The sequence below is a fragment of the Streptosporangium sp. LJ11 genome (assembly GCF_051918945.1).
Taxonomy (GTDB): domain Bacteria; phylum Actinomycetota; class Actinomycetes; order Streptosporangiales; family Streptosporangiaceae; genus Streptosporangium.
In genome coordinates this window covers 139,139-163,825 of sequence record NZ_JBPXMB010000007.1, presented here as the reverse complement: position 1 = coordinate 163,825, position 24,687 = coordinate 139,139, and the positions used below count along the sequence as shown (strand labels likewise).

The 24,687-nt window shown below is 72.7% G+C and carries 6 protein-coding genes; all 6 read right to left on the bottom strand.

Annotated features, from left to right (window positions below):
* Window position 1: 1 nt before the first annotated feature.
* From ACTOQ3_RS12865 to ACTOQ3_RS12840, 6 genes are read right to left on the bottom strand one after another with little or no spacing between them, the layout of a single operon-like run.
* Window positions 2-739: a thioesterase II family protein gene (locus ACTOQ3_RS12865; protein ID WP_440083615.1), complete on the bottom strand. Its 738-nt coding sequence runs from the start codon at window positions 737-739 to the stop codon at window positions 2-4.
* Between the two features lie 41 nt (window positions 740-780).
* A complete protein-coding gene (locus ACTOQ3_RS12860) occupies window positions 781-2,313 on the bottom strand; it encodes a GMC family oxidoreductase (RefSeq protein WP_440083614.1) in 1,533 nt (510 codons plus the stop codon).
* Window positions 2,314-2,318: 5 nt separating this feature from the next.
* Window positions 2,319-5,702, bottom strand: a complete 3,384-nt coding sequence (locus tag ACTOQ3_RS12855; protein WP_440083613.1) for an amino acid adenylation domain-containing protein — start codon at window positions 5,700-5,702, stop codon at window positions 2,319-2,321.
* Between the two features lie 28 nt (window positions 5,703-5,730).
* On the bottom strand, window positions 5,731-9,906 hold the full coding sequence (locus ACTOQ3_RS12850; protein WP_440083612.1) for an amino acid adenylation domain-containing protein: 4,176 nt from the start codon (window positions 9,904-9,906) through the stop codon (window positions 5,731-5,733).
* Window positions 9,907-9,962: 56 nt separating this feature from the next.
* Window positions 9,963-15,473 carry an SDR family NAD(P)-dependent oxidoreductase gene (locus tag ACTOQ3_RS12845; protein WP_440083611.1) on the bottom strand — a complete coding sequence of 1,837 codons (5,511 nt, stop codon included), beginning with the start codon at window positions 15,471-15,473 and terminating at the stop codon, window positions 9,963-9,965.
* Window positions 15,470-24,223, bottom strand: a complete 8,754-nt coding sequence (locus tag ACTOQ3_RS12840) for a type I polyketide synthase (RefSeq protein ID WP_440083610.1) — start codon at window positions 24,221-24,223, stop codon at window positions 15,470-15,472. Before ACTOQ3_RS12840 ends, ACTOQ3_RS12845 begins: the two co-directional genes overlap by 4 nt.
* Between the last annotated feature and the right edge of the window lie 464 nt (window positions 24,224-24,687).

Here is a 24,687-nt window from a genome sequence, read left to right as displayed (position 1 = left end):
GTCAATGTGGCCTCCCTGAGCCGGTCCACAAGTCGTCGGTGATGGCGGCCGTGACCGGCCCGCGGGACTCGTGCAGGAAGAAGTGGTCGCCGTCGAACATCCGCACGGTGCAGCCGCCGGCGCTGTGCCGGTCCCAGGCACGCAGTTCGGCCATCGTGGCCATGGGGTCGCGGGTCCCGCCGAAGACCGAGATCGGGCACTGGAGCGGCCCGGCGGGTCGCCAGCGGTACGTCTCCGCCACCGCGAAGTCCGCCCGCAGCATCGGCAGGAAGGTGGTCAGCGTGGCCCGGTCGTCGAGCACCTCGCGCGGTGTCCCGTTCAGTTCCTCCAGCCGCGCCACCATGTCGGCCACGGGCGCGTCGTGCACGGGCCGGTCGCGATCAGGCAGGTGCGGGGCGCGACGGCCGGACACGAACAGCCGTTCCGGCGGGGGCATCCCCCGGTCGCGAAGAGCCCGGCACATCTCGTAGGCCACCAGGGCGCCCATGCTGTGGCCGAACCAGGCATGCGGCCGGTCGAGGAACGGGCACAGGCCGTCGAGGAGCGCGGGAACCAGGTCGCCGATCCGGGTGAAGGGCCGCTCGCGGAAACGCGTCTCGCGGCCCGGCAGCCGGACCGCGACCAGCTCGATCTCCGGCGGCAGGTACGCCGCCCAGGCGCGATAGGCGGCGGCGCCGGCCCCGGTGTGCGGCAGGCAGAAGATCCGCATCGTCGCGTCCGGCACGGGTCGCCAGGTCACGCCCCAGGACTTCGGCGCGCCGGCCCGGGTTCCCGTGGCAGTCATCCCATCCAATCGGCAGCCCTTTCCGCGAGCATCATGCAGCTGAGGTTGGTCGGGGCGCTCGGGATCGTGGGCATCACGGAGGCGTCCACCACCTGCAGGCCCTGGATGCCGTGAACGCGCAGACGTTCGTCGACCACGGCGAGGCGGTCGTCCGCGGGCCCCATCCGGGCGGTTCCCGCCGGGTGCCATGAGGGGCAGACGAAACGGGCGACGGACGAGCGCAGCATCACGTCGTCGTCGACCATCCGGTCGGTCCACAGAAAAACGCGCTGGAGGAGCGAGGCGATCTCGTCGTCGCGGATCAGGGACCAGACGGCCCGCATGCCGGTCATCAGCCGCTCGATGTCACGGCCGGCCGAGGCGAGCCTCAGCGCGATCACCGGCGGCGTTCCGGGATCCGCGTCACGGAGGGCGACGAAGCCGCGCGACTCCGGGCTGAGCAGCGCCGCGGAGAGCGACACCCCGACCCGCCCACGCAGCATCGCACCGATCGCGGGAACGGCGAGGCCGGTGACGTTGTTCAGCAGCGTCACGCTGAGGTCCGGGGCGCGTCCGGGGCCGGCCAGCCGTGCCAGCACCTGGTGCAGCGGGTCGCCCGCACGGCACACACCGTCCTTCGGCACCGCCCACAGCGCGACGAACGGATGGTCGACGAGATTACGGCCGACGCCCGGCAGGTCGAGGACCGGCCGGACACCCAGTGCGGACAGCCGGTCCGCAGGGCCGACGCCCGAACGCTGGAGGATCGCCGGTGTGTTCACCGCGCCGGCGGACAGGGTCACCCGGCCGCCGCTGACCGTGACGATCCCGCCGTCCCGGACGACCTCCACGCCCCGGGCGCGCCCGCCCTCCACAATGACGCGCACGACCTGGCATCCGGCCCACACCGCCAGGTTGGGCCGGGCGCGCGCGGGCGCCAGATACGCCTCCGTCGTCGACATCCGCCGGCCGTCCGCCACGTTGCGGGGGATGCGGCCGGCCCCGGCCGGGGCGTCCACCCCGTTCAGGTCGCCGACCTCCGGCAGGCCGAGCGCGGCACAGGCGCGGAGGAACCCGGCGGCGAGCGGCGCCAGCTCCCGGTCACGCCGGACGGGCAGCGGTCCGCCGGAGCCGTGGCCGGGCTCGCCGCCGAAGTCGGCGTCGGTCTCCAACGCGGCGAAGAAGGGCAGGACGTGTTTCCACGCCCATGCGGGGTTGCCCGCCGCCGCCCAGGCGTCGAAGTCCCCGGGCAGGCCGCGTACCGCGAGCGCGCCGTTCACCGCGGACGATCCGCCGACGAGCCGCCCCACCCGGTAGGGGTACTCCCGGCTCCCGTCGACCGGGTCGGCGATGTAGGCGGAATAGTCCCAGTTGTAGCCATCCATCAGCGGTATGTCCGCGGCGCGGTCCGGGTCGGTCCGGTCCACACCGGCCTCCAGCAGCAGCACCCGGCGGTCCGGGCACTCCGAGAGCCGCGCCGCGAGTACGGCGCCGGCCGAACCGGCGCCGACGATCACGTCGTCCCATCCGCTCGATACGGCCCGCGTCATCGTGGTCAACATCTCATCCGCTCGTGCAGCTTCGTGGCCAGTTCCGCGATCGTGGGGTGGTCGAACAGCATCTCCAGGTCATCCTCGGCCTCCTGCTCGATGCCGAGATCCTTACGAATCCGGGTGAGGATGCGGACGGCGTGCAGGGAGTCGCCGCCGAGCTCGAAGAAGTTGTCGTCGACGCCGAAGTCGTCCCGGCCCAGGGCGTCGCTCCACATCTTCAGCAGCCGGTGCTCCAGGTCGTCGCGGGGCGCCGTCGGCGCCTCCTCGGGAGCCGCGTCGCTCCAGGGCAGTGGCAGCGCGGCGCGATCGACCTTCCCGTTGGCGCTCAGCGGAACGGCGTCGATCCGCAGGTAGTGACGCGGCACCATGTACGCGGGCAGGAGCCCTTCGAGCGCCTCGCGGAGCACCGCGGGGGACAGGTCGTCCTCCGCTGCGCCGGGTGACGCCACCACACAGGCGACGAGTTGCCGGCCGCCGGTGAGCGGATTGTCCGCGACCGTCACCAGGGCCTCCTCGACCGCGTCCCGGCCGCGCAGCGCCGCCTCGATCTCGCCGAGCTCGATGCGGTATCCGTTGACCTTGACCTGGTGGTCCTCCCGGCCCAGGAAATCGATGTCGCCGCCGGGCAGGTAACGTCCGCGGTCACCGGTGCGGTACAGCCGCTCCCCGGTCTCCGGGTGCGTCACGAAGCGCTCGGCCGTCCTCTCCGGATCCGCCCAGTAGCCCTTCGCCACACCGATCCCGCCGATCCAGATCTCGCCGGCCGCCCACGTGGGACGCCGCACGAAGCCCGGGCCGTACACGTGGAGCGTCTGATTGGTCAGCGGTTTGCCGTACGGGATCCGGGTCCACTCCGGGGGCACCTCGCCGATCGGATACCACACCGACCAGATGGACGCCTCGGTCGCGCCGCCGAGGCTGATGACCCGGGCGGCGGGGTGCCGGGAGCGGATCAGGCCGGGCAGCGACACGGGGATCCAGTCGCCGCTGAGCAGCACCACCCGCGGTGTCCGCTCGGCCGCGGACGCGGGGGCGTCCACCCACGCCTGCGCCAGGGCGGGCACCGAGTTCCAGACCGTCACCCGATGCCGCTCGATGAGCGTGGACCAGCGTTTCGGATCGTGCAGGTCGATCGGGGACGGCATGACGACGGCGCCTCCGGCCGCCAGCATGCCGAAGATGTCGTACACCGACAGGTCGAAGCTCAACGAGGACAGCGCCAGGACGCGGTCGTCCGGGCCGACCGCGAACCGGCGGTTGATGTCGAGCACGGTGTTGACCGCGCCGCGGTGGTCGATCATCACGCCCTTCGGCGTCCCCGTCGAACCGGACGTGAAGATCACATATGCGAGGTCCTCCGGGGCGGGGGCGACGTCCGGCGGCTCCGGGGCGCAGGCACGGGTCCGCGGGTCGGCGGAGGTCACGACGGTGACGCCCCCGGGCCAGGTGAGCTCGTCGCGCAGCTGGGGCGAGGTCACCACCACGCGGACCCGTCCCCGCTCGATGAGCTGGTCGCGCCTGGCCCGCGGCCACTGCGGATCGATCGGCAGGTACGCCGCGCCGGACCGGGTCACGCCGAGCACTGCGGCGACCTGCTCCGCGCCCTTGTGCAGGACGACGCCCACGAGCGTGCCGGGCTCCGTGCCGAGCGCGCGGAGCCGGTGCGCGAGGCGGTAGGCGTCCGCCATGACCTCGCCGTAGGTCACGGCCCCGGAATCGGCGATCACGGCGGTGGCGTACGGCCGTCGCCGTGCCTGCTCCTCGACCAGGTCGCACAGCGTGCGTGCGGGGACGCCGGCGGCGGTGGCGTTGGCCTCGTCCCGCTCCCGGGCCTGTCCGGCGGGCAGCGCGATCGCCGGACCGCTGCGCTCCCATGCCTCCTCGTCCCGGCTGAGCCGCTCGATCAGCTCTTGGTATGCGTGGAACATGTCGTCCAGCAGACCGGCGGGGAACAGTTCCTCGACCGCGTCCCAGTTGTAGACCAGCTCGCCCCGCTCCTCGCTCACCTGATGGTCGAGCCAGACCTGCGGCGTCTGCGTGATCCCGTACACGTGCTCGCCGAAGAAGTGAAGGCCGTCCGACGGGTCGTCGTCCTCCGAGCCGAGGACCAGCGCGCTGGTGAACACCACCGGCATGCTCGCGCCCGGGCCGCCGCCGGTCAGCCGGGTGCGCTCGCGCATCACCCGGACACCGCTGAACGACGGGTGCTCCAGGTCCCGCAGGAGCCGGCTCTGCAGGAGCCTGGCACGGCCGGCGAACGACTCCTCCCCCTCCGGCGCCGTGACGGCGAGCAGCGTCACCGAGGTGAAGTCGCCGATGAGCCGGCCGAGCTGCGGGTGCGTCTGCGGCCGGTTGAACAGCGTGAGGTCGAGGGTGAAGTCCGGCTGGTCGGACCAGTGGCGGAGCACGTCGGCGTACGCGGTCATCAGCACGGCGGACGGCGTGAGGGCGTGCCGCCGAGCCAGCCGCTTGATCGCCCGCCAGCCGTCGCCGCTCATCCGCGCGCCACGATGGGAGAAACGGGTGCGGGTCAGCCGGGACGGCTGCGTGGCCAGCGGCAGTGCCGGTGCGGCGGGGAGCTCGGCGAGCCGGCTCATCCAGTACTCGCGTGCCCTCTTGTACCGCGGGCCCTCCTGCGCGGCCTCCTCGCCCAGCACGTGATCGCGGTAGCCGACCGCCAGCGGTTCCGGGTTCCAGCCGGGTTCCTCGTAGAACCGGCGCCAGTCCTGGAACAGGAGATACATGCTGTAGCCGTCGAGGATGAGCGTGTCGAGACTGACGTGCAGACGGGTGCGGTCACCGCCGATCCGTGATGCGCGGATGTCGAAGAGCGGCCATCGGTCGGCGGGGAGCACCTGGTGGTCCATCCCCCGCCTCGTCGCGTCGAGCCGCTCGTCCCGCTCTTCCGGCGGCAGCCCCCGCAGGTCCGCCGTCGCGATGACGTAGGGCGGCACCCGCGGCAGGACCCGCTGCGTGCCGTCCGCTCCGATCACGGCCCGCAGCATGTCGTGGCGGTCGATCACCGAGCGCAGGCTCTCCTGTGCGCGCTCCAGGTCCAGCCCGTCGCGTTCGAGCTCGAAGTAGACGTGCGTGGACACCCCGCCGAGATCCAGCGCCGGGCTGCGCCCGACCCAGTAGGCGTGCTGGATGTCGGTCAGCGGGAACGGCTCGTGCCGCTGATCCGGCCGCGGAGCGATCGCGGAGGATTCGTCGCCCGCCTCCACCCCTCTCAGGATGGTGATCAGTTCATCGCGCCGCCGCCTCAGGTCGTCGCGCAGCTCGGGGGTCAGTGAGCCCGCCGGGGCCAGGACGTCCAGGCGGTCATCGGCGGCCAGCCGGAGCTTGATGCCGCGCCGGCTCAGTTCGACGAGCAGTTCCTGCGCCATCGTGGATCGCCTCCTGGGAGTCGCGGTTTCACCCGGCCGGCCGGACGCCGTTGATCACGTCGGCGACGGCGGCCGACGACGGGCCGGTGAGCAGCGTGTGGTGGGTGCCGGGGAGCGTCGTGACGTCCACCGCACCGGAGGTGAGCGACGACCAGCCCCAATCGGGAGCGTGCGCGTACGGGTGATCGGCGAACTCGCCGACCCGGCCGTCCCGCGCCCGCAGGACGCTGACGTCGGCGGAGACGCCGGGGCATCGGTAGGCGTTGCAGGCGCGAACGACGCCCTGGAACACGGCGAAGGTCGCGGCGATGTCCGCCGGGTCCAGGCCGGTTCCGGGGGCGTTCCCCTCCCGCAGCCACGCGAGGGCGCGGTTCATGCGGTCGTCGCCGGTCAGCGCGGTGAGCTCCGACAGCCGCTCCGGGGTGGGGTCGAACCCGACATTCAGGTCCTCCAGGAACCACAGCAGCAGGTGCGGATCGTCGACGGACCGTGTCGCGACCGGGGCGGGAGCGTCGATCACCACCAGTCGGCCGACCTTCTCGCCGCCCTGCTCCAGCCGGTGGGCGATCTCCGCGGCGACGACCGCGCCGGAGGACCAGCCCCCGATGAGGTACGGGCCGTACGGCCGCGCCTCCGTCAGCGCCCGCACGTACAGTCCGGCCAGCTCCTCCACCGTGGCGAGCGGGTCCTGCCCCGTGGACGGTCCGGGGGCCTGGAAGGCGTGGAAGGGCCGGGCGGAGGAGGCGGCGAGCGACTGGTAGCACAGCACGTTCCCACCGGCCGGATGGACGAAGAACCACGGATTCTCCTCCTCCGGCGCCCGCCGCAGCCGTACGAGCGGCGACCAGGCGCCGGCGCGGTCGTCCAGGTACCGGGCCAGCGCGGCGATCGTCCGGCGTTCGATGAGCGCGCCCAGCGGCGCCCGATGCCCCAGTTTGCGGGTGATCTGCCCGATGACCCGCAGCGCCGTGTACGACTGCCCGCCGAGTTCGAAGAAGTCGTCGTGGACGCCGATCGGCGCGGTGTCCAGGATCGACTCCCAGATCTCCACGAGGGCCTTCTCCGTCGGCGTGCCCGGGGCGGCGTATGCGCGCCGCTCGGCGTCCGCCGCGGGCTCCAGCACCTGCAGCGCGGCCCGGTCGAGCTTCCCGTTGCCGGTCAGCGGCAGGCGGTCCAGCACGGTGATCTGACCGGGCACCATGTACGCGGGCAGGCGCTCGGCGAGCGCGTCCCGCAGAACGGCGGCGTCCGGTGCGGCCATCCCGTCCACGCCCGTCACGAACGCGGCGAGGCGGCTGCCCGAGCCGGACCGGTGAGCCACGACGACGGCCTGTCCGACCGACGCGTGCTCGGCCAGCGTGTGCTCGATCTCCCCGGGTTCGACGCGGAAGCCCTGGACCTTCACCTGGAAGTCGGAGCGGCCGAGGAACTCGATGTCGCCGCTGGGAAGGAAACGGCCCCGGTCTCCCGTGCGGTACAGCCGCTCGCCGGTGCGCGGATGGATGACGAACGCCGCGCCGGTTCTGACCGGGTCGTTCAGATAGCCGCGGGCGACGCCGAGGCCGCCGATGTAGAGGTCACCGGGCACCCAGGTCGGAGCGTCCCGGCCACATCCGTCGAGCACGTACCAGGTCTGGTTGGACAGCGGCTTGCCGTACGGGATGCTCGGCCGGCCGGGATCCACCTCGTCGATCGGGAAGCAGATCGACCAGATCGACGCCTCGGTCGCGCCGCCCAGACTGACGACACGGGCCCGCGGCGCGATCCGCCGGATGCGGTCCGGCAGGCCGACGGGGATCCAGTCGCCGCTCAGCAGGACCGTACGCAGCGCGGGGAACGTCGCGCCGGTCGCTTCGGCCTCCTCCACGAACAGCTGCATGATCGCCGGTACGCTGTTCCACACGGTGACGCCCCGCTCGCGGACCAGGCCGAGCCATGACCCCGGGTCGACCTGCCCCGGTGGCGGCAGCACCAGACGCGCGCCCGCTTCGACAGCCCCGAAGACGTCGTAGACCGACAGGTCGAAGCACAGGGACGAGATGCCGAACAGCACGTCGTCGCGGCCGATCCCGAACCGCCGGTTGACGTCCCTGATGGTGTTGAGCGGGCCGCAGTGGTCCAGCACCGCGCCCTTGGGCCGGCCTGTCGAGCCGGAGGTGTAGATGACGTAGGCGAGATCCGTCGGGTCACGGGTCACCAGCACCGGGTCGGCGGGCGCGCGATCGGCGATGTCCGCGCCCACGGACAGCACGGGCAGGTCGGTCAGGCCCGCGAGAGCCGGGCGCAGCTCCTCGGTCGTGAGCACGGCACGGGCCTTCGTGTCGGCCAGGACGTAGCGGATGCGGTCCTCGGGCCAGGACGGATCCACCGGCACGTACGCCGCGCCGGCCGTCAGGATCCCGAACACCGCCGCGACCTGCTCCCACTCCTTGGGCGACACCACGGCCACCAACGACCCCGGCCGGACCCCGGCCCCGATCAGGGAGCCGGCGACGCCGGCGGCGCGGCGGCGCAGCTCCCGGTAGTCGAGCACGGTGTCCTCGGTGACCACCGCGATGTCGTCCGGACGCTCGGCCGCGAGACGAGCCAGGCTCTCGTGCAGCAGGTCGGTCGGTACGCCGCCGCGGAAGCGGTTCAGCTCCAGCCGCAGAGCGCGCTCGTCCGGGGACAGCGGGGAGAACGCCTTCGTCTCCCAGGCCGCGTCGTCGTGCGCGAGCGCCATGACGATCGAGCGGTAACCCTCCTGCATCGCGTCGACGAGCCCGTCGGGGAACATCTCCTCGATGACGTCCCACACCACCCACAGCCTGCCATCGGGGAGCTCCCAGAACTCGCAGTCCAGCGACGTCTGGGGCGTCTCGAGAACGCTGTAGGCGGGGCGGTCGCTCTTCCCGACGAACAGCGCGCTGCCCAGCGCGAACGGGCAGGCGGCCCGCCCGGGCGTCCCCTGCGCCCGGTTCAGCGCCTGCAGGACCTTCACGCCGCTCCAGTACACATGCTGCACGTCGTCTAGCACCTGCGACTGCAGCCGCCGGGCCCGCGCGTGGAACGGCTCGTCGTGACGCCAGTCCACCTCCAGCGGATACAGCGACGCGAAGTTCCCGACCAGCTCGTGCATCCGCGGATGCAGCGGGAGCCGGTGGGTGATCATATTGTTGATCAGGAAATGCCGCGATCCGCTCCAGTAGGAGAGCACCTCCGCGTGGACGGCCGTGAGAGTGTTCGTCGCGGTCAGCCGTCTGGCCTCGAACCGTGCTTTGAACTCCTTCCACACCTCCGCGGGGAACAGGAGTTCGCGGCGGCGGAGCCGGGACCGGCGCCGCGGATCGGCTCCGGCCGCCTGCGGGACCGCCGGCGCTCCCGGCCAGTCCGCGACGCGGTCCAGCCAGTACTTCTTCGACCTCTGGCCCAGGGGCGAGTTCTCCAGCTCTGCCAGGGCCAGCACGCAGTCCCGGTAGGCGATGTCGAGCGGGGGGCGCGGCTCGTCCGGATGGTGGTAGCGGTGCAGGATCGTCTGGAGGAACCGCAGCGTCCCGGGTGCGTCGCTGAACAGATTGTTGTTGTTGTAGTGCAGCAGCCCGCGGTTCTCGCCGAGCAGGGTGAGCCGCATGTCGAACCACGGCCAGCGGTCGATCGGCGGCTCCTTGCGCTCCAGCTCGGCGCGGATCCGTTCGATGTGCGCGCGCTGCTCGGATTCGGGCCGCCCACGCAGGTCGTGCACCGGGATCCGCACCGGTGCCGGGTCGCGCACGGTCTGGAGCCGCAGGTCCTCCCGCACCACGACGATGTTCTTGCGCTGGTGGTCCAGCTCCTCGTCCAGCGCCGCCTGCAGCCGCCCGGGCTCCAGCCCGCCGACCTCGTATTCCATGTAGGAGTGCGGGCGCACGTAGTGCTCCACGCCCTCCCGGCTGCCGATGAGGAAGGACATCTGCAGGTCCGAGGGGGGAAACGGCTCGTAGAGGTTCTCCTCGTCCGGCACGACCACCGGCGGTTCCCCCTCCGGCGGCCGCGCGAACGGCACGCCGGACAGCCATTCGATCAGCTCCGGCTTGTGCCGCTCGATACGGCCGAGCAGCTCGCGGGACAGCCGGCCGCGCGGCGCGGAGACCTCCAGCCGGTCCGCACCGGCGAGCTTCAATCTGATCCCGGCCTGGGCCAGCTCGGTCACCAGGGGTGGGATGACGGCAGAGCCGCGTTCACTCACAGCGGTGCCTCCTTGTGCACAGGGGGTCGGCGGGGGACTCGAGGAACGGTGGGCGGTCAGAGCGTCAGGACCTCGGTCTCACCGTCCTCTTCCGGAGGACCGTCGTCCGCCGCGAGCACGGTCAGGGCGGTGAGGTGACGGCAGATCAACTCGACGATCTCCATCGCCGTGCCGCCGCCGAACAGGAAGTCCGGGGAGGCGTCCGCGGAGAAGTCCGCGAGGAGCCGGTTGCGTAGCTGGACCGTGGTGAGCGAGTCGAAACCGAGCTCGTTCAGCCGGTGGTGCCGGAACTGGGGGTGGAGTTCGGTGCGCTCCGCCGCGCTCAGGCCGAGCAGCTGGGCGACCCTGTCCAGCAGCTCGCCGAGCAGCACCTCGCGCGCCTCGTCCGGATCGCGCACGACGAGCTTGGCCAGGTCCTTGGCACGCCCGGGGCCGGCTGCCGGCTCGCTCCCCGGGACGTCCTCCGGCGTCACGTCCGTCAGCAGCGTGTACGGCTGCCCGCGGCGGGCCGCGGTCACGTGGCGGCGCCAGTCCATCAAGGCCAGGCCGACATGGGGAGGGGATGCGGCGGGCAGCGCGCCGAGCGCCGCCAGCGCCTGGTCGGGCGGGATCGCGCGGATGCCCATCGCGTCCGTCTTCTCGATCGCACCACCACGCGCCGCCATGCCGACCTGCGCCCACGCACCCCAGTTGACGCCGAGTACGGGCCTGCCGTGGTGGCGGCGGTGAACGGCGAACCCGTCCAGGAACGCGTTGGCGGCGAGATATCCCGACTCGCCGGGCAGCCCGATGAGCGAGGCGAACGCCGAGTACAGGACGAAGAAGTCAAGGTCGGAGTCGGCGGTGCGACGGTGCAGCTCCCATGTGCCGCGCACCTTCGGGCCCAGTGCGCCGGCGAACGTGTCCCAGCCGGTGTCCGGCAGAATCGCGCCGGTCGTCACGCCAGCCGCGTGCACGATGCCGCGCAGCGGTGGCAGCCCTCGCCGCGCGAACGCGAGCAGCCTTTCGACGTCCGCCGCCTTCGCGACGTCGGCGCGACACCCCTCGACCCGTACGCCGCGGCGACGCAGCGCGGTGACGGCGGGCGGCTCGGTTTCCGGGACGGTGCGGCCGGCCAGCAGCAGGGTGCGGGCCCCCCGGTCCGCGAGCCACGTCGCGGTCGCCAGGCCGAGACCGCCCCAGCCCCCGGTGATCAGGTAGGTGGCGTCCGGTCGCACCGCGACAGGAGAGATCCCGCCGGCGGGCGGCTCGTGCTCCCGCAGCCGTGCCTCGTACCACCGGCCGTCACGCAGCGCCAGGTGGCCCGCGCCGGGCAGGCCGGCGGCCTGACCGAGCACCGTTCGCACCGGCGGTGGCCCCGACTTGGGGTCCAGGTCGGCCTGCACGCACTTGAGGTCGGGATACTCGCAGACGACGGCCTTGGTCAGGCCGGTCAGCACGGTCTGTCCCAGGGCGGGGACGTCCCGCCCTGGGCGGGGAGCCGTGGCGCCGGTCGAGCACACGACGATCTCGCGGCGGCCGGCGGCGCTCGCGGCCAGGAAACCCTTGAGCAGGGCGAGCGCGCGGCGGGACGTCCGGTAGGCGTCGTCGACGACGGAGTCGTCGTCGGATCCGGGCGCCGTCGCCGCGTCCGAGTGGAGGACCAGGCCGGAGACGCGGGCACCGTTCCCGGCCAGTCCATCGAGCACCCGTCCGACGTCGTCCTCGGAATCCGGGTCGACGAACCGCACCGGGCCGGTCGCGTCGCCGCCGGGGCTCAGGGCGACGGCGGTCGCGCCGAGTTCCGTCAGCTGCGCCCGCCAGTCCTCGGCGAGCGCCGGATCCGCGGCGTACACGAGCCAGGTGCCGGTCCGGCGGGGATCGCCGCTCTGCCCGGCGACCTGCCAGGTCAGCTCGTAACGCTTCGGACGTACGCCGATCGCCGCGGGCAGCGCGTTGCGCGCGATCTCGCGATAGCGCACTCCGTCGAGGGTTGCCAGCGTCTCCCCGTCATCCGACAGCACCCGGGCGTCGATGACGGCCTCACCCGGGCCGACGCCGTCCCGGCGGTACGCGTGGCACCACACCCGGTTCGGCAGGCGATCGTAGACGGTGACGCGGTCGAGTCCGTAGGGCACCCACAGCGCCTCGCCGCGGGCGGTGAAGGCGCCGAGGATCTGCAGGCACGCGTCCAGCACCACCGGGTGCAGCGTGTACACCCCGTCGTCCCGCACGGCCTCCGCGACCTCGACGAGGCTGAGCCCCTCGGTGCCGTCGGACCACATGCGGCGGACTCCGCGGAACGCCGGCCCGCAGTCGAGCCCCGCCCGGGCGAACCGCTCGTACATCGGCCCTGTGTCCCGTTCCAGCAGCCGGTCCCGCGGCTCGGCCGGGTCGATGCGGGCCGGACGCGGGGTGGCGGCCGGCCCCGCCGCGGCGACGGTCGCGTGCTCGACCCACTCTCCGGAGCCGTCGGCGGGTCTGCTGAAACACCGCACCCGCCGTGCGCCCCCGGTCTCCTCGACCCGAGCCTGCACGCTCACCGGCCGTCCTTCGGGAACGGGAAGGAACCGGTTGAACGAGATGCCGGCCAGGGTCCACTGCCCGGTGAGGGGGCCGGCCGCGGCTCGCGTCGCCGCCAGCGCCCACTCGACCATCGCACAGCCGGGCAGAACCGGGGTCCCGGCCATCTGATGCCCCGGCAGGAACCAGGGGTCGTCCCGCGTGAGCGTGCCGGCGAACCAGCGTTCTTTCGCCCCGGCGACGTCGACCGGCGCACCCGCGAGCGGATGCCCGCCCGGCCGTCTGCCGGGCTCCCGGGTGGAGCCCGCGTCGAGCCAGTGCCGCCGGTGCTGGAATGGATAGGTGGGCAGGCAGACCCGCCGTGCGCCTGCCCCGAAGAGGAACTCGGGCCAGCGGACGGTCGTGCCGTGGACATGGATCTCGGCGAGCGCGCCGAGGAGGGTGCGCCGCTCGGGCCGGTTCCGGCGCAGCACGGGGGCCACGGTGCCGGACCCGGCCAGGCACGCGTCCACGAGCGACGTGAGGGCGGCGTCGGGGCCGAGTTCCAGATAGGTCGTGACGCCCGCGTCGCTCAGGTGACGGACGCCGTCCATGAACCGCACGGTGCGGCGCAGGTGGCCGGCCCAGTAGTCGGGCGAGCACATCTCCTCGGACGTGGCGGACCGGCCGGTGAGGTTGGAGACGACGGGTGTCCGAGGTGGCCTGAACGTCAGGGTGCGGGCCACCCGGCGGAAGTCGTCGAGGACGCCGTCCATGTGGAGGGAGTGGAACGCGTGGCTCACTCGCAGGCGCTTCTGCGTACGGCCTTCCGACTGCCAGAACGTGGCGATCTTCGAGACGACGTCATCCGCGCCGGAGATCACGGTCGAGGCCGGCGCGTTGACCGCGGCTATGTCGACCTGGCCCTCGTACGCACTCAGGCAGCCGTGTATCTCCTCCTCCGTCGCCTCGATCGCGATCATGGCGCCGGTCGCCGGCGCCGTCTGCATGAGCCGTGCCCGCGCGGCGACGAGCGTGCAGGCGTCCGGCAGGGACAGCACCCCGGCGGCGTGGGCCGCACTGAGTTCGCCGATCGAGTGGCCGATGAGATGGTCAGGAACGACGCCGAAGGAGAGCATCAGCCGATACAGGGCGATCTCCAGGGCGAACAGCGCGGGCTGTGCGTACTCGGTCCGGTCCAGGCGCCGCGCGTCGGGCGAGTCCGGTTCGGCGAACATCAGCGCGCGCAGCGGCCGGTCCAGGTGCGGGTCCAGCTCGGCGCACACCTCGTCCAGGGCGTCGGCGAACACCGGGTACGCCGCGTACAGTTCGCGGCCCGCGCCCGGCCGCTGGCGGCCCTGACCGCTGAACATGAACGCGACCTTCGCCGGCGGCCCCGTCGTGCCGCTGGTCAACTGCGGCGCCCGCGCATCGGCGGCGATCGCCCGCAGAGCGTCGCTGAACTCCTCGCGGTCGCCGGCGAGGATCACGGCGCGGTGTTCGAGGGCCGCGCGGGTCGTGGCGAGGGACAGGCCGATGTCGGCGAGCGTGTGGCCGGGCTCGGCGTCCAGGTGGGCGCGCATCCGCTCGGCGACGGCGACCAGGGCGGCGCCGTGCTTGGCCGACAGCGTCAGAGGCACCAGGCCGGGGACGTCCTGGTCCGGCGTTTGGTCCCGTGGCTGGTCTGGGGGTTCGGGTGGGGTGGGGGGTTCTTCGATGATGAGGTGGGCGTTGGTGCCGCTGATGCCGAAGGAGGAGATGGCGGCGCGTCGGGGGTGGTTGGTGGTGGGCCAGGGGGTGGGGTGGGTGAGGAGGTTGATGGTGCCGGTGGTCCAGTCGATGTGGGGGGTGGGGTGGGTGATGTGGAGGGTGGGGGGGAGGTGGTTGTGGTGGATGGCCATGATCATTTTGATGACGCCGGCGATGCCGGCGGCGGCTTGGGTGTGGCCGATGTTGGATTTGATGGAGCCGAGGTGGAGGGGGTTGTCGGGGGTGCGGTTGTGGCCGTAGGTGGTGAGGATGGCTTGGGCTTCGATGGGGTCGCCGAGGGTGGTGCCGGTGCCGTGGGCTTCGAGGGCGTCGATGTGGTCGGGGGTGAGGCGGGCGTTGGTGAGGGCTTGGTGGATGACGTTTTGCTGGGCGGGGCCGTTGGGTGCGGTGAGGCCGTTGCTGGCGCCGTCTTGGTTGATGGCGGAGCCGGGGATGGTGGCGAGGATGGGGTGGTTGTGTCGTTGGGCGTCGGTGAGGCGTTCGAGGAGGAGGGTGGCGGCGCCTTCGGACCAGCTGGTTCCGTCGGCGGTTGCGGAGAAGGGTTTGCTGCGTCCGTCGGTGGCGAGGCCGCGTTGGCGGCTGAATTCGACGAAGAGGCCGGGGGTGGGCATGATGGTGGCGCCGCCGGCTAGGGCGAGGTCGCATTCGTTGTTGCGGAGGGCTTGGCAGGCGAGGTGGAGGGCGACCAGGGATGATGAGCAGGCGGTGTCGATGGTGATGGCGGGGCCGGTCAGTCCGAGGGTGTAGGCGACCCGCCCCGACGCCACGCTCGTCGAGTTGCCGGTCAGCAGGTAGCCCTCGGCCTCGGCCCGCCCCTCATGAGGGCCTGCGCCGTAGTGGCTGTACATGAGCCCGGTGTAGACGCCGGTGCGGGTGCCGTGGAGGGAGGTGGGGTCGATGCCGGCTCGTTCGACGGCTTCCCAGGCGGTCTCCAGCAGGAGGCGCTGCTGGGGGTCCATGGCGGTGGCCTCGCGGGGGGAGATGCCGAAGAAGGCGGCGTCGAATCCGGCGGCGTCGTGGAGGAATCCGCCCTGGCGGGTGTAGCTGGTGCCGGGGTGGTCGGGGTCGGGGTGGTAGAGGGCGTCGAGGTCCCAGCCGCGGTCGGTGGGGAAGTCGCCGATGACGTCCACTCCGTCGGCCACCACCTGCCACAGGCTCTCCGGCGAATCGATCCCGCCGGGGAACCGGCAGCCGATGCCCACGATCGCGATCGGCTCGTGCGCGCGTTCCTCGGCCTCCCGCAAGCGCTGTTCAGCCCGGTACAGATCCAGTGTCACCTGTTTGAGGTACTTGGCAAGTTTCTCTTCGTTCGTCATTTTCTGACCGCCTGATCGGCCGAGCCGTCTGTGAGGCTTCGACGGGTCCTGTTGTCGAGAAGGGCGAGTATCTCTTCGGGCGTCGCCGCCAAGATTGTTTCGGTGAGATCGTCCGGCGTCGCCGGTGTGTCGTCGTCCAGCCTCCGCAGGAGACCGCGCAGCCGCGCCGTCACGGTGGCCCTGGTGCCGTCGGTGTTCGGGGGAGCCGCGGACAGCACGGCCTCCAGCCGGTCGAGGTCGGCGAGGACCGACGGGGACCGTGAGGTCTCGCCGGGCGCGATCCGCTCGTGGAGGTACGCGGCGAGCGCCGTCGGCGTCGGATGGTCGAACACGAGCGTGGCCGGCAGGCGCAGCCCGGACGCGCTGCTCAGCCGGTTGCGCAGCTCCACCGCGGTCAAGGAGTCGAAGCCGGCCTCCTTGAGCGGGCGTCCCGGCTTGATCCCGTCCGCGCTGCCGCGGCCTAGCACGGTCGCGGCGTGACCGCGTACGAGGTCGAGCAGCATGCCGCCCCGTTCGGACGCGGGCAGCGCGGCGAGACGCCGCTTCAGCGACGCGCCGTCCGCCGCACCCGCCCGCACGCGCCGTACCGGCGCACGGACCAGCCCGCGCAGGATCGCCGGCACCGGAGCACTCCGCGCGGGGTCGCGAAGCGCGGCCGTGTCCAGCAGCACGGGCGCGAGCACCGGTTCGGTGCGGGTGAGAGCGGCGTCGAGCAGCCGCAGCGCGCGTTCGGTGGGCAGCGGCGCGATCCCGGCGCCGGCGAGGCGGGTCACGTCGCGTTCGGTGAGGTGGCGCGACATCGCGCTCTCCTGCGCCCAGTATCCCCACGCGAGGCTGACCGCGGGACGACCGGTGGCGCGCCGATGGGTGGCCAGCCCGTCGAGGAAGGCGTTGGCGGCGGCGTAGTTCGCCTGACCCGGCGTGCCGATCACCCCGGCGATCGACGAGAACAGGAGGAACGCGCGAAGATCGTAGTCCATGGTGAGCCGGTGCAGGTGCCACGCCGCGTCGGCCTTCGGCCGCAGCACGTGGTGCACCTGCTCGGCCGTCAGGCCCTCGACGACGCCGTCCTGAAGCACCCCGGCCGCGTGGACGACGGCGGTCAGCGGGTGCTCCCGGGGAACGGTCGCCAGCAGGGCCTCCAGCGCGGCGGGGTCGGAGGCGTCGCAGGCCCGGACGCTCACCTCCGCACCGAGCTCGACGAGTTCCGCGCGGAGCCGGCCGGTCCCTTCGGCGGCCGGACCGCGCCTGCTCGTCAGCAGCAGGTGGCGGACGCCGTAAGCGGTGACAAGGTGACGGGCGACCAGGCCGCCGAGCGTTCCCGTCCCACCGGTGATCAGCACCGTGCCGTTCGGGTCGAGGGCGCGATCCGGCCGTGCGGCCGGATCCGGGGCAGTGCGGACGAGACGTGGCGCGAGTATCCGGTCACCGCGGATGGCGAGCTGGGGCTCGTCGCCGGACAGCGCGGCCGGAATGGTCGTGTAAGAGGCGGGGCCGCCCGTGACGTCGATCAGGGTGATCTTGCCGGAATTCTCGTTCTGGGCGCTTCGGAGCAGGCCCCACAGGGCGGCGGCGGGAAGGTCGCGAACGTCTTCGAGCGGGTGCACGGCGACCGCACCCTGGGTGACCACCACCAGGCGTGACGCGCCGAGGCGGTCGTCGCCGAGCCACTCCTGAACGAGCCCGAGCATGGCGACGACCGCGTCATGCGCCCGTGCGGCGAGGTCCACGGGCTCACCGGTCGTCCCGGGCTCACTGTCATGCGCCTGTGCGGCGAGGTCCGCCGGCGCATCGGGCGTACCGGGGTCACCGGTCGTCCCGGTCGCGCCGTCCGGCCCGCCGGATCCCCGTTCCCGGGCGCCCGCGGGCGGCGGCGCGACGACCACGACCACCTCCGGCGGTTCGCCGCCGGGATCCGCGGCGAGCCCGGCGACGTCCGGGTAGCGTCGGACCCTCACCCCGGTGGCGGCCAACGCGGCCGCGAGGGAGGAGTCGCCGATCACTGCCCATGAACCACCCGGAGCCTGTCCCGAAACCGTCGTGGTGCCCCACTCCACCCGATAGAGGTCCCCCGCCGCGTGATCTGGCGACGCCGTGACCTGTCCCGTGGTGACCGGCCGCAGCCGTACGGACCGGGCGGTCGCCACGATCTCCCCCGCCGGATCGGCCAGGGTCAGCTCGACCTCCTCCGGTCCCTGCGGACGGAGCCGGGCCCGCAGCGCCGTGGCGCCGACGGCGTACAGGCGCACACCGGTCCAGGCGACGGGCTGCCGGACCTCGTCGGCGGCGACGGCGAGAGCCTGGAGCGCCGTGTCGAGCAGCACGGGGTGGACGCAGAACCCGGCGCTGCCGGAGTCCTCGTCCTCCGGCAGCGCCACGTCGGCGTAGACCTCCTCGCCGAGCCGCCAGAGCGCGCGCAGCGCCCGGAAGGCAGGACCGTACCCGTGGCCGCGGCGGGCGAGGTCCTCGTACGCGCCGGCGAGGTCGACCGGGGTCGCGCCGCGCGGTGGCCAGAGGCCGTCCAGCGTGGCCGCGGCGGATTCCTCGGCGGACGTCGCGGTGAGCGTTCCGAAGGCGTGACGTCTCCAGCCGGACCCCGTCATGTCGCCGGGACCGTCGCCGGGACCGGCATGGACGGTGACCGCGCGGCGCCCGGAGCCGCCATCGGGCCGGACCACCAGTTGCAGGCTCACTCCTCCGCCTTCCGGCAGAACCAGCGGTTCGCCGAGGGTGAGCTCCTCGATGTGAGGGAAACCGGCTCGTTCACCGGCGTGCAGCACGAGGTCGATCAGCACGGCGGCCGGGACGACAGCGGAGCCGTGCAGCGTGTGGCCGCCCAGCCACGGTCGGGCACCGGCGGACAGCCGCCCGGTGAACACCAGGTCGCCCTCGTCGGCCAGTCGCACCGCCGCGCCCAGCAGCGGATGATCGGTCGTCTGGAGTCCCGCGCCGGCCAGCTCACCGGCATGGAATCCTTTCTCCAGCCAGTACCGCTCGTGCTGGAACGGGTAGGTCGGCAGCGGCACCGGGCGCCCGCCTCCGCCGGTGAACACGGTCGCCCAGTCGACCGGCGCGCCGTGGACGTGCGCCTCGGTGAGCGAGGTGAGCATCCGCGCCGGCCCTCCCGCGTCCCGGCGGAGCGTGCTGATCACGGCCGCGTCCGCCCCCGCGTCGGTGATCGTCTCCTCCAGTGACATCGCCAGCATCGGATGCGGGCCGACCTCGATGAACAGGTCGTGCCCGTCGGCGAGCAGAGCACGGATGGCCCGTTCGAGCTCGACGGGATCGCGCACGTTGCGGCACCAGTAGGCGGCGTCGAGCGCGGCGGTGTCGAGGAGGCCTCCGGTGACGGTCGAGTAGAACGGGACGTCGCATCGCCGCGGGGACACCGGGGCGAGCACGTCGAGCAGGTGGTCGTGGAGGACGTCGACCTGAGACGAGTGCCCCGCGATGTCGACGCCCGGGATCAGGCGGGCCCGGACGCCCTCCGCCGTGAGCACCTCGACGAGCTCGGCCAGCGCGAGCGGCTCGCCGGCGACGGTCGCCGTGCCAGGGCTGTTGATCGCCGCGATCGACAGCCGGTCGCCCCAGCGCTCCAGGCGGGGGCGCAGCGCGTCCGCGCCGAGCGCGGCGGCCGCCATGCCGCCGCGGCTCGCGAGCGGCAGGCACGCCCGGCTGCGCAGCGCCACGATCCGCGCGGCGTCGCCGAGATCCAGTCCGCCGGCGACGCACGCGGCGGCGATCTCCCCCTGCGAGTGCCCGACCACGGCGGCCGGCCGGACACCGTGAGCACGCCAGACGGCGGCCAGCGACACCATCATCGTGAACAGCACCGGCTGCACGACGTCCACCCGATCCAGCGGAGGTGCTCCGGGCTGCCGGCGCAGCACGTCCAGCACCGACCAGTCCAGGTAGGCGCGTAGCGCCCCGTCGCAGGCGTGTGCGCTCTCCCGGAACGCCTCGGAGTGTTCGAGCAGCCCGTCGGCCATCTCCGGCCACTGGGCTCCCTGGCCGGGGAAGACGAGAACGACGCCGCCGTCACCCACCCTGCCGGTGACCGCGCCGGGCGCGGCCTCGCCGTCCGCGATCGCGGTCAGGCCCGCGATGAGGTCGTCGCGGTGCTCGCCGAGGGCGGCCGCGCGGTACGGGTGCTGGGCCCGGCCGGTCGCCAGGGCGCGCCCCACCGCGACCGGATCGAGGTGCTGGCCGGCCGCCGCGAAGTCGGCGATGCGGCGAGCGTGCGCGCGCATGGCGGCGGCCGTCCTGCCCGACACGAGCCAGGGGAGCGGACCGGAGGCCGGGGCCGGTGGCTGGTCTGGGGGTTCGGGTGGGGTGGGGGGTTCTTCGATGATGAGGTGGGCGTTGGTGCCGCTGATGCCGAAGGAGGAGATGGCGGCGCGTCGGGGGTGGTTGGTGGTGGGCCAGGGGGTGGGGTGGGTGAGGAGGTTGATGGTGCCGGTGGTCCAGTCGATGTGGGGGGTGGGGTGGGTGATGTGGAGGGTGGGGGGGAGGTGGTTGTGGTGGATGGCCATGATCATTTTGATGACGCCGGCGATGCCGGCGGCGGCTTGGGTGTGGCCGATGTTGGATTTGATGGAGCCGAGGTGGAGGGGGTTGTCGGGGGTGCGGTTGTGGCCGTAGGTGGTGAGGATGGCTTGGGCTTCGATGGGGTCGCCGAGGGTGGTGCCGGTGCCGTGGGCTTCGAGGGCGTCGATGTGGTCGGGGGTGAGGCGGGCGTTGGTGAGGGCTTGGTGGATGACGTTTTGCTGGGCGGGGCCGTTGGGTGCGGTGAGGCCGTTGCTGGCGCCGTCTTGGTTGATGGCGGAGCCGGGGATGGTGGCGAGGATGGGGTGGTTGTGTCGTTGGGCGTCGGTGAGGCGTTCGAGGAGGAGGGTGGCGGCGCCTTCGGACCAGCTGGTTCCGTCGGCGGTTGCGGAGAAGGGTTTGCTGCGTCCGTCGGTGGCGAGGCCGCGTTGGCGGCTGAATTCGACGAAGAGGCCGGGGGTGGGCATGATGGTGGCGCCGCCGGCTAGGGCGAGGTCGCATTCGTTGTTGCGGAGGGCTTGGCAGGCGAGGTGGAGGGCGACCAGGGATGATGAGCAGGCGGTGTCGATGGTGATGGCGGGGCCGGTCAGTCCGAGGGTGTAGGCGACCCGCCCCGACGCCACGCTCGTCGAGTTGCCGGTCAGCAGGTAGCCCTCGGCCTCGGCCCGCCCCTCATGAGGGCCTGCGCCGTAGTGGCTGTACATGAGCCCGGTGTAGACGCCGGTGCGGGTGCCGTGGAGGGAGGTGGGGTCGATGCCGGCTCGTTCGACGGCTTCCCAGGCGGTCTCCAGCAGGAGGCGCTGCTGGGGGTCCATGGCGGTGGCCTCGCGGGGGGAGATGCCGAAGAAGGCGGCGTCGAATCCGGCGGCGTCGTGGAGGAATCCGCCCTGGCGGGTGTAGCTGGTGCCGGGGTGGTCGGGGTCGGGGTGGTAGAGGGCGTCGAGGTCCCAGCCGCGGTCGGTGGGGAAGTCGCCGATGACGTCCACTCCGTCGGCCACCACCTGCCACAGGCTCTCCGGCGAATCGATCCCGCCGGGGAACCGGCAGCCGATGCCCACGATCGCGATCGGCTCGTCGAACGCGGCGGAACGAGTGGTCCTTGCGGCGTCGTCACCGGAGCGGGTGACCAGGGCATGGAGGTGTTCGCACACCGCGGTGGGCGTCGGATGGTCGAAGACCAGGCCGGGGGACAGGGGCAGGCCCGTGGCGCCGGCCAGCCGCTCGCGAAACTCGACCGCCGTCAGCGAGTCGAAGCCCAGCTGCTTGAACGTCCGGCCGGCCTTGACCGCGTCCGCCGTCGTGTGACCGAGGACGCTCGCGGCGGTGGTGCGCACGATGTCGAGGAGCAGCCTCCGGCTGCCGTCCTCCCCGAGCCCGGCGAGTCGTCGTTCCAGCGGGAAACCGGAAACCGCGCCGCCGTCCGCACCGGGGGACTCGCCGCCGTCCCGCGCCGGGGTGCTCGCGGCGTCCTCCTCGGTCGCTTCCGGTCCGGACGCGACCGGAGCCGGCCCGTCGCCGGGTGTCTCCGGTGCCGCGAGCCAGTGCCTGCGCCGCTGGAAGGCGTAGGTCGGCAGGTCGATGCTTCGCGGGCCGCCTTCCGCGAGGAGGCCGCCCCACGCGACGTCGACGCCGCTGACGTACAGCTCGGCCATCGCCGTGAGAAGCGACTGGCAGGCGTCGCTGTCCTGGCGGAGCGAGCCGACGACGAGCGGCTGCTCCGCGTCCGGCAGCAGGGCCGCCCGGCGGACACCGACCGTCAGCTGTGGATGAGGGCTCATCTCGACGAAGACGTCGTACCCGAACGAAGCCAGGGCGGCGACGGTCGGCGAGAACCGCACCGGATGCCGCAGGTTGCGATACCAGTAGTCGGCGTCCAGGCAGGTCTCCGCCGGTCCGCCGCCGACCGTGGAGAAGAACGGGACCTGCGGTGAGCGAGGGGTGATGCCGGCGAGGGCGTCGAGCAGTTCCTCGCGTATCGCCTCGACGGCCGGGGAGTGCGAGGCGTAGTCCACCGGGACGCGGCGGGCGTGGACGCCTTCGGCCGCGCAGACGGCCAGCAGCTCGCGGACGGCGTCGGCGTTCCCCGACAGGATCGTCGTCTCCGAATCGTTGATCGCGGCGAGGCTCAGCGCGCCGCCCCACCGGGACGCCAGCGCCTCCGCGCGATCCTGCGTGAGCCGTGTCGAGACCATGCCGCCGCTGCCAGCGAGGCTCGCGAGCAATCGGCTGCGTACGGCGACCACACGCACCGCGTCGGGCAGGGACAGCGCGCCGGCGACGTAGGCGGCGGCGATCTCGCCCTGCGAATGCCCGGCGACCGCGTCGGGGTGGATGCCGAGAGATCGCCACACCCCGGCCAGCCCGGTCATCATGGCGAACAGCGCGGGCTGGACCACGTCGTCGCGGTCCAGCAGCGGTGCCGCCTCCGGATCCAGGAGGACGTCCTCGATCGAGTAGTCGAGATAGGGCGCGAACGCCTCGGCGCAGGCCTCGACATGGTCGCGGAAGACCCTGGACGAATGCGCCAGGCCGCGTCCCATGCCCGGCCACTGGGACCCCTGACCGGGGAAGACGAACACCGTTCCGCCGAGCTTGCGGGCCGTGCCGCGGACGACGCCCGGCGCCTCGTGCCCCTCGGCGAGCGCATCGAGACCGCTCAGGCAGGCGCCGAGGTCGTGGCCAAGGATCACGGCGCGGTGCTCGAACGACGTCCGGGTGGTGGCGAGCGACCAGGCGACGTCCTCCGGCCGCGCATCCGCACCCGCGGCGAGCCGGGATCGCAGCCGCGCGGCCTGCCCTCGCAGCGCGTCCTCACCGCGGCCCGAGACGACCCACGGGACGAGCGAGCCGCGGGCCAGGACGCCGCCGCCGGGCGCCGTGACGGGCGCGGCGCCGGCGGCGGGCGGAGCGGGCGGTTCTCCGATGACCACGTGGCAGTTGCTGCCGCCCACGCCGAACGAGCTGACACCGGCCAGCCGGAGCCCTTCGGCGCCGGGCCACGGAGCCGTCTCCCGCTGCACCCGCAGGCGCAGGGCGTCGAAGTCGATCCGAGGGTTGGGCGTCTCGAAATTGAGGCTTCGCGGGATCCGGCGATGCCTGATGCTCAGCGCGACCTTGAGCAGCCCCGCGATCCCGGCGGCGCCCTCCAGGTGGCCGATGTTCGTCTTGACCGAGCCCACCGCCAACGGCGGACCCGGCGGCCGCACCGCGCCGAGGGCTCCGCCGAGGGCGGCCGCCTCGATCGGGTCGCCGATTCTCGTGCCGGTTCCGTGCAGCTCCACGTACTGGATGTCGGCCGGGTCCACGCCCGCGCGCTCGCAGGCCCGCAGGATCACCGCTTCCTGCGCGCGGGCGCTCGGCACCGTCAACGTCTCCGTCGCGCCGTCGTTGTTGATCGCGCTGCCGCGGATGACGCAGTAGATCGGGTCGCCGTCGTCGAGCGCCCGTCCGAGTGGCTTGAGCACCACCGCGCCGCCGCCTTCGCCGCGGACGTACCCGTTGGCGCGCGCGTCGAAGGTGTGGCAGCGTCCGTCCGGGGACAGCCCGCCGAATCGGGCGACCCCGACGGTGCTCTCCGCGATGATGTTGAGATTGACGCCGGCCGCCAGCGCCAGCGTGGAATCGCCCTGGCGCAGGCTCTCGCAGGCCAGATGCACGGCGACGAGGGAGGACGACTGGCCGGTGTCGACGACCAGACTGGGGCCGCCCAGGCCCAGGGCGTAGGACACCCGGTTGGCGATGATCCCCCGATGCGTGCCGGTGAGGGAGTGCCGGGTGATCGCCTCGGCTCCGGAGCGCGCGAGCAGCTTGGCGTAGTCGTCGGCCATCGCGCCGACGAACACGCCCGTCCGGCTGCCGCGCAGGGTGGCCGGGACGATCCGCGCGTCCTCGAAGGACTCCCAGGCCAGCTCCAGCATGAGCCGCTGCTGAGGGTCGGTCGCCGCGGCCTCCCGCGGCGACATCGCGAAGAACTCGGCGTCGAAGCGGTCGATTCCGCCGACGAACCCGCCGGCCGGGGGACGTCCCTCTCCGGCGGCGGCCACACCTGGCTCCCAGCGGTCGGCGGGCACCTCGGTGATCGCGCTGTCCCCGGCGTCGAGTAGCCGCCAGAAGGCCTCGGGGCCGGATGCGCGCGGGAGCCGGCAGGCCATCCCGATGACCGCGATCGGTTCCTCCACGCCTTCCGCCGACCCTCGCCGGCTCACGCGCCCGCTCCCGGCGTTCGGACCGCACGGTGGAACGGTGCGTGTCCGGTTGCGTCGACAACGGGCGGCGCCACGACTTTCGCGAATCGGTAGATCATTCATACCTCCGAGTCGAGGCAGACGAGACGTTCCCAGCCCAAAAGACGAGTGTCAGGCGAGTGGCGAGTCATCGGATTCCCCGGAGGCTAATCCTGCGCATGACGCCGTGCGCATTCATCTCCGATATTGCGCTTCGCCGCGGCCCTTGACCTGGTGCCGGTTTTCGTCACCGTTGGGTCGTGGCGTCGACGCCGAAATTGCGGTCGGCGCGGTCACGGCCTGGTCGGGGGCACGCCGTGATCAACCGCTGGGCGGTGCGGGAAATCCGCGACCGGAGCCGTCGTAAATATTTCCTACTTATAAATCGGTTTTCCCGTCGAACCCCTGTCGGCTGCGCCGAAAGCGGACCGTCATCCGTACGAATG

Bases quoted from the DNA above. Each gene is read 5' to 3' on its own strand.
- ACTOQ3_RS12860 (WP_440083614.1), bottom strand. From the start codon at position 2,313: ATGACGCGGGCCGTATCGAGCGGATGGGACGACGTGATCGTCGGCGCC.
- ACTOQ3_RS12855 (WP_440083613.1), bottom strand. From the start codon at position 5,702: ATGGCGCAGGAACTGCTCGTCGAACTGAGCCGGCGCGGCATCAAGCTC.
- ACTOQ3_RS12845 (WP_440083611.1), bottom strand. From the start codon at position 15,473: ATGACGAACGAAGAGAAACTTGCCAAGTACCTCAAACAGGTGACACTG.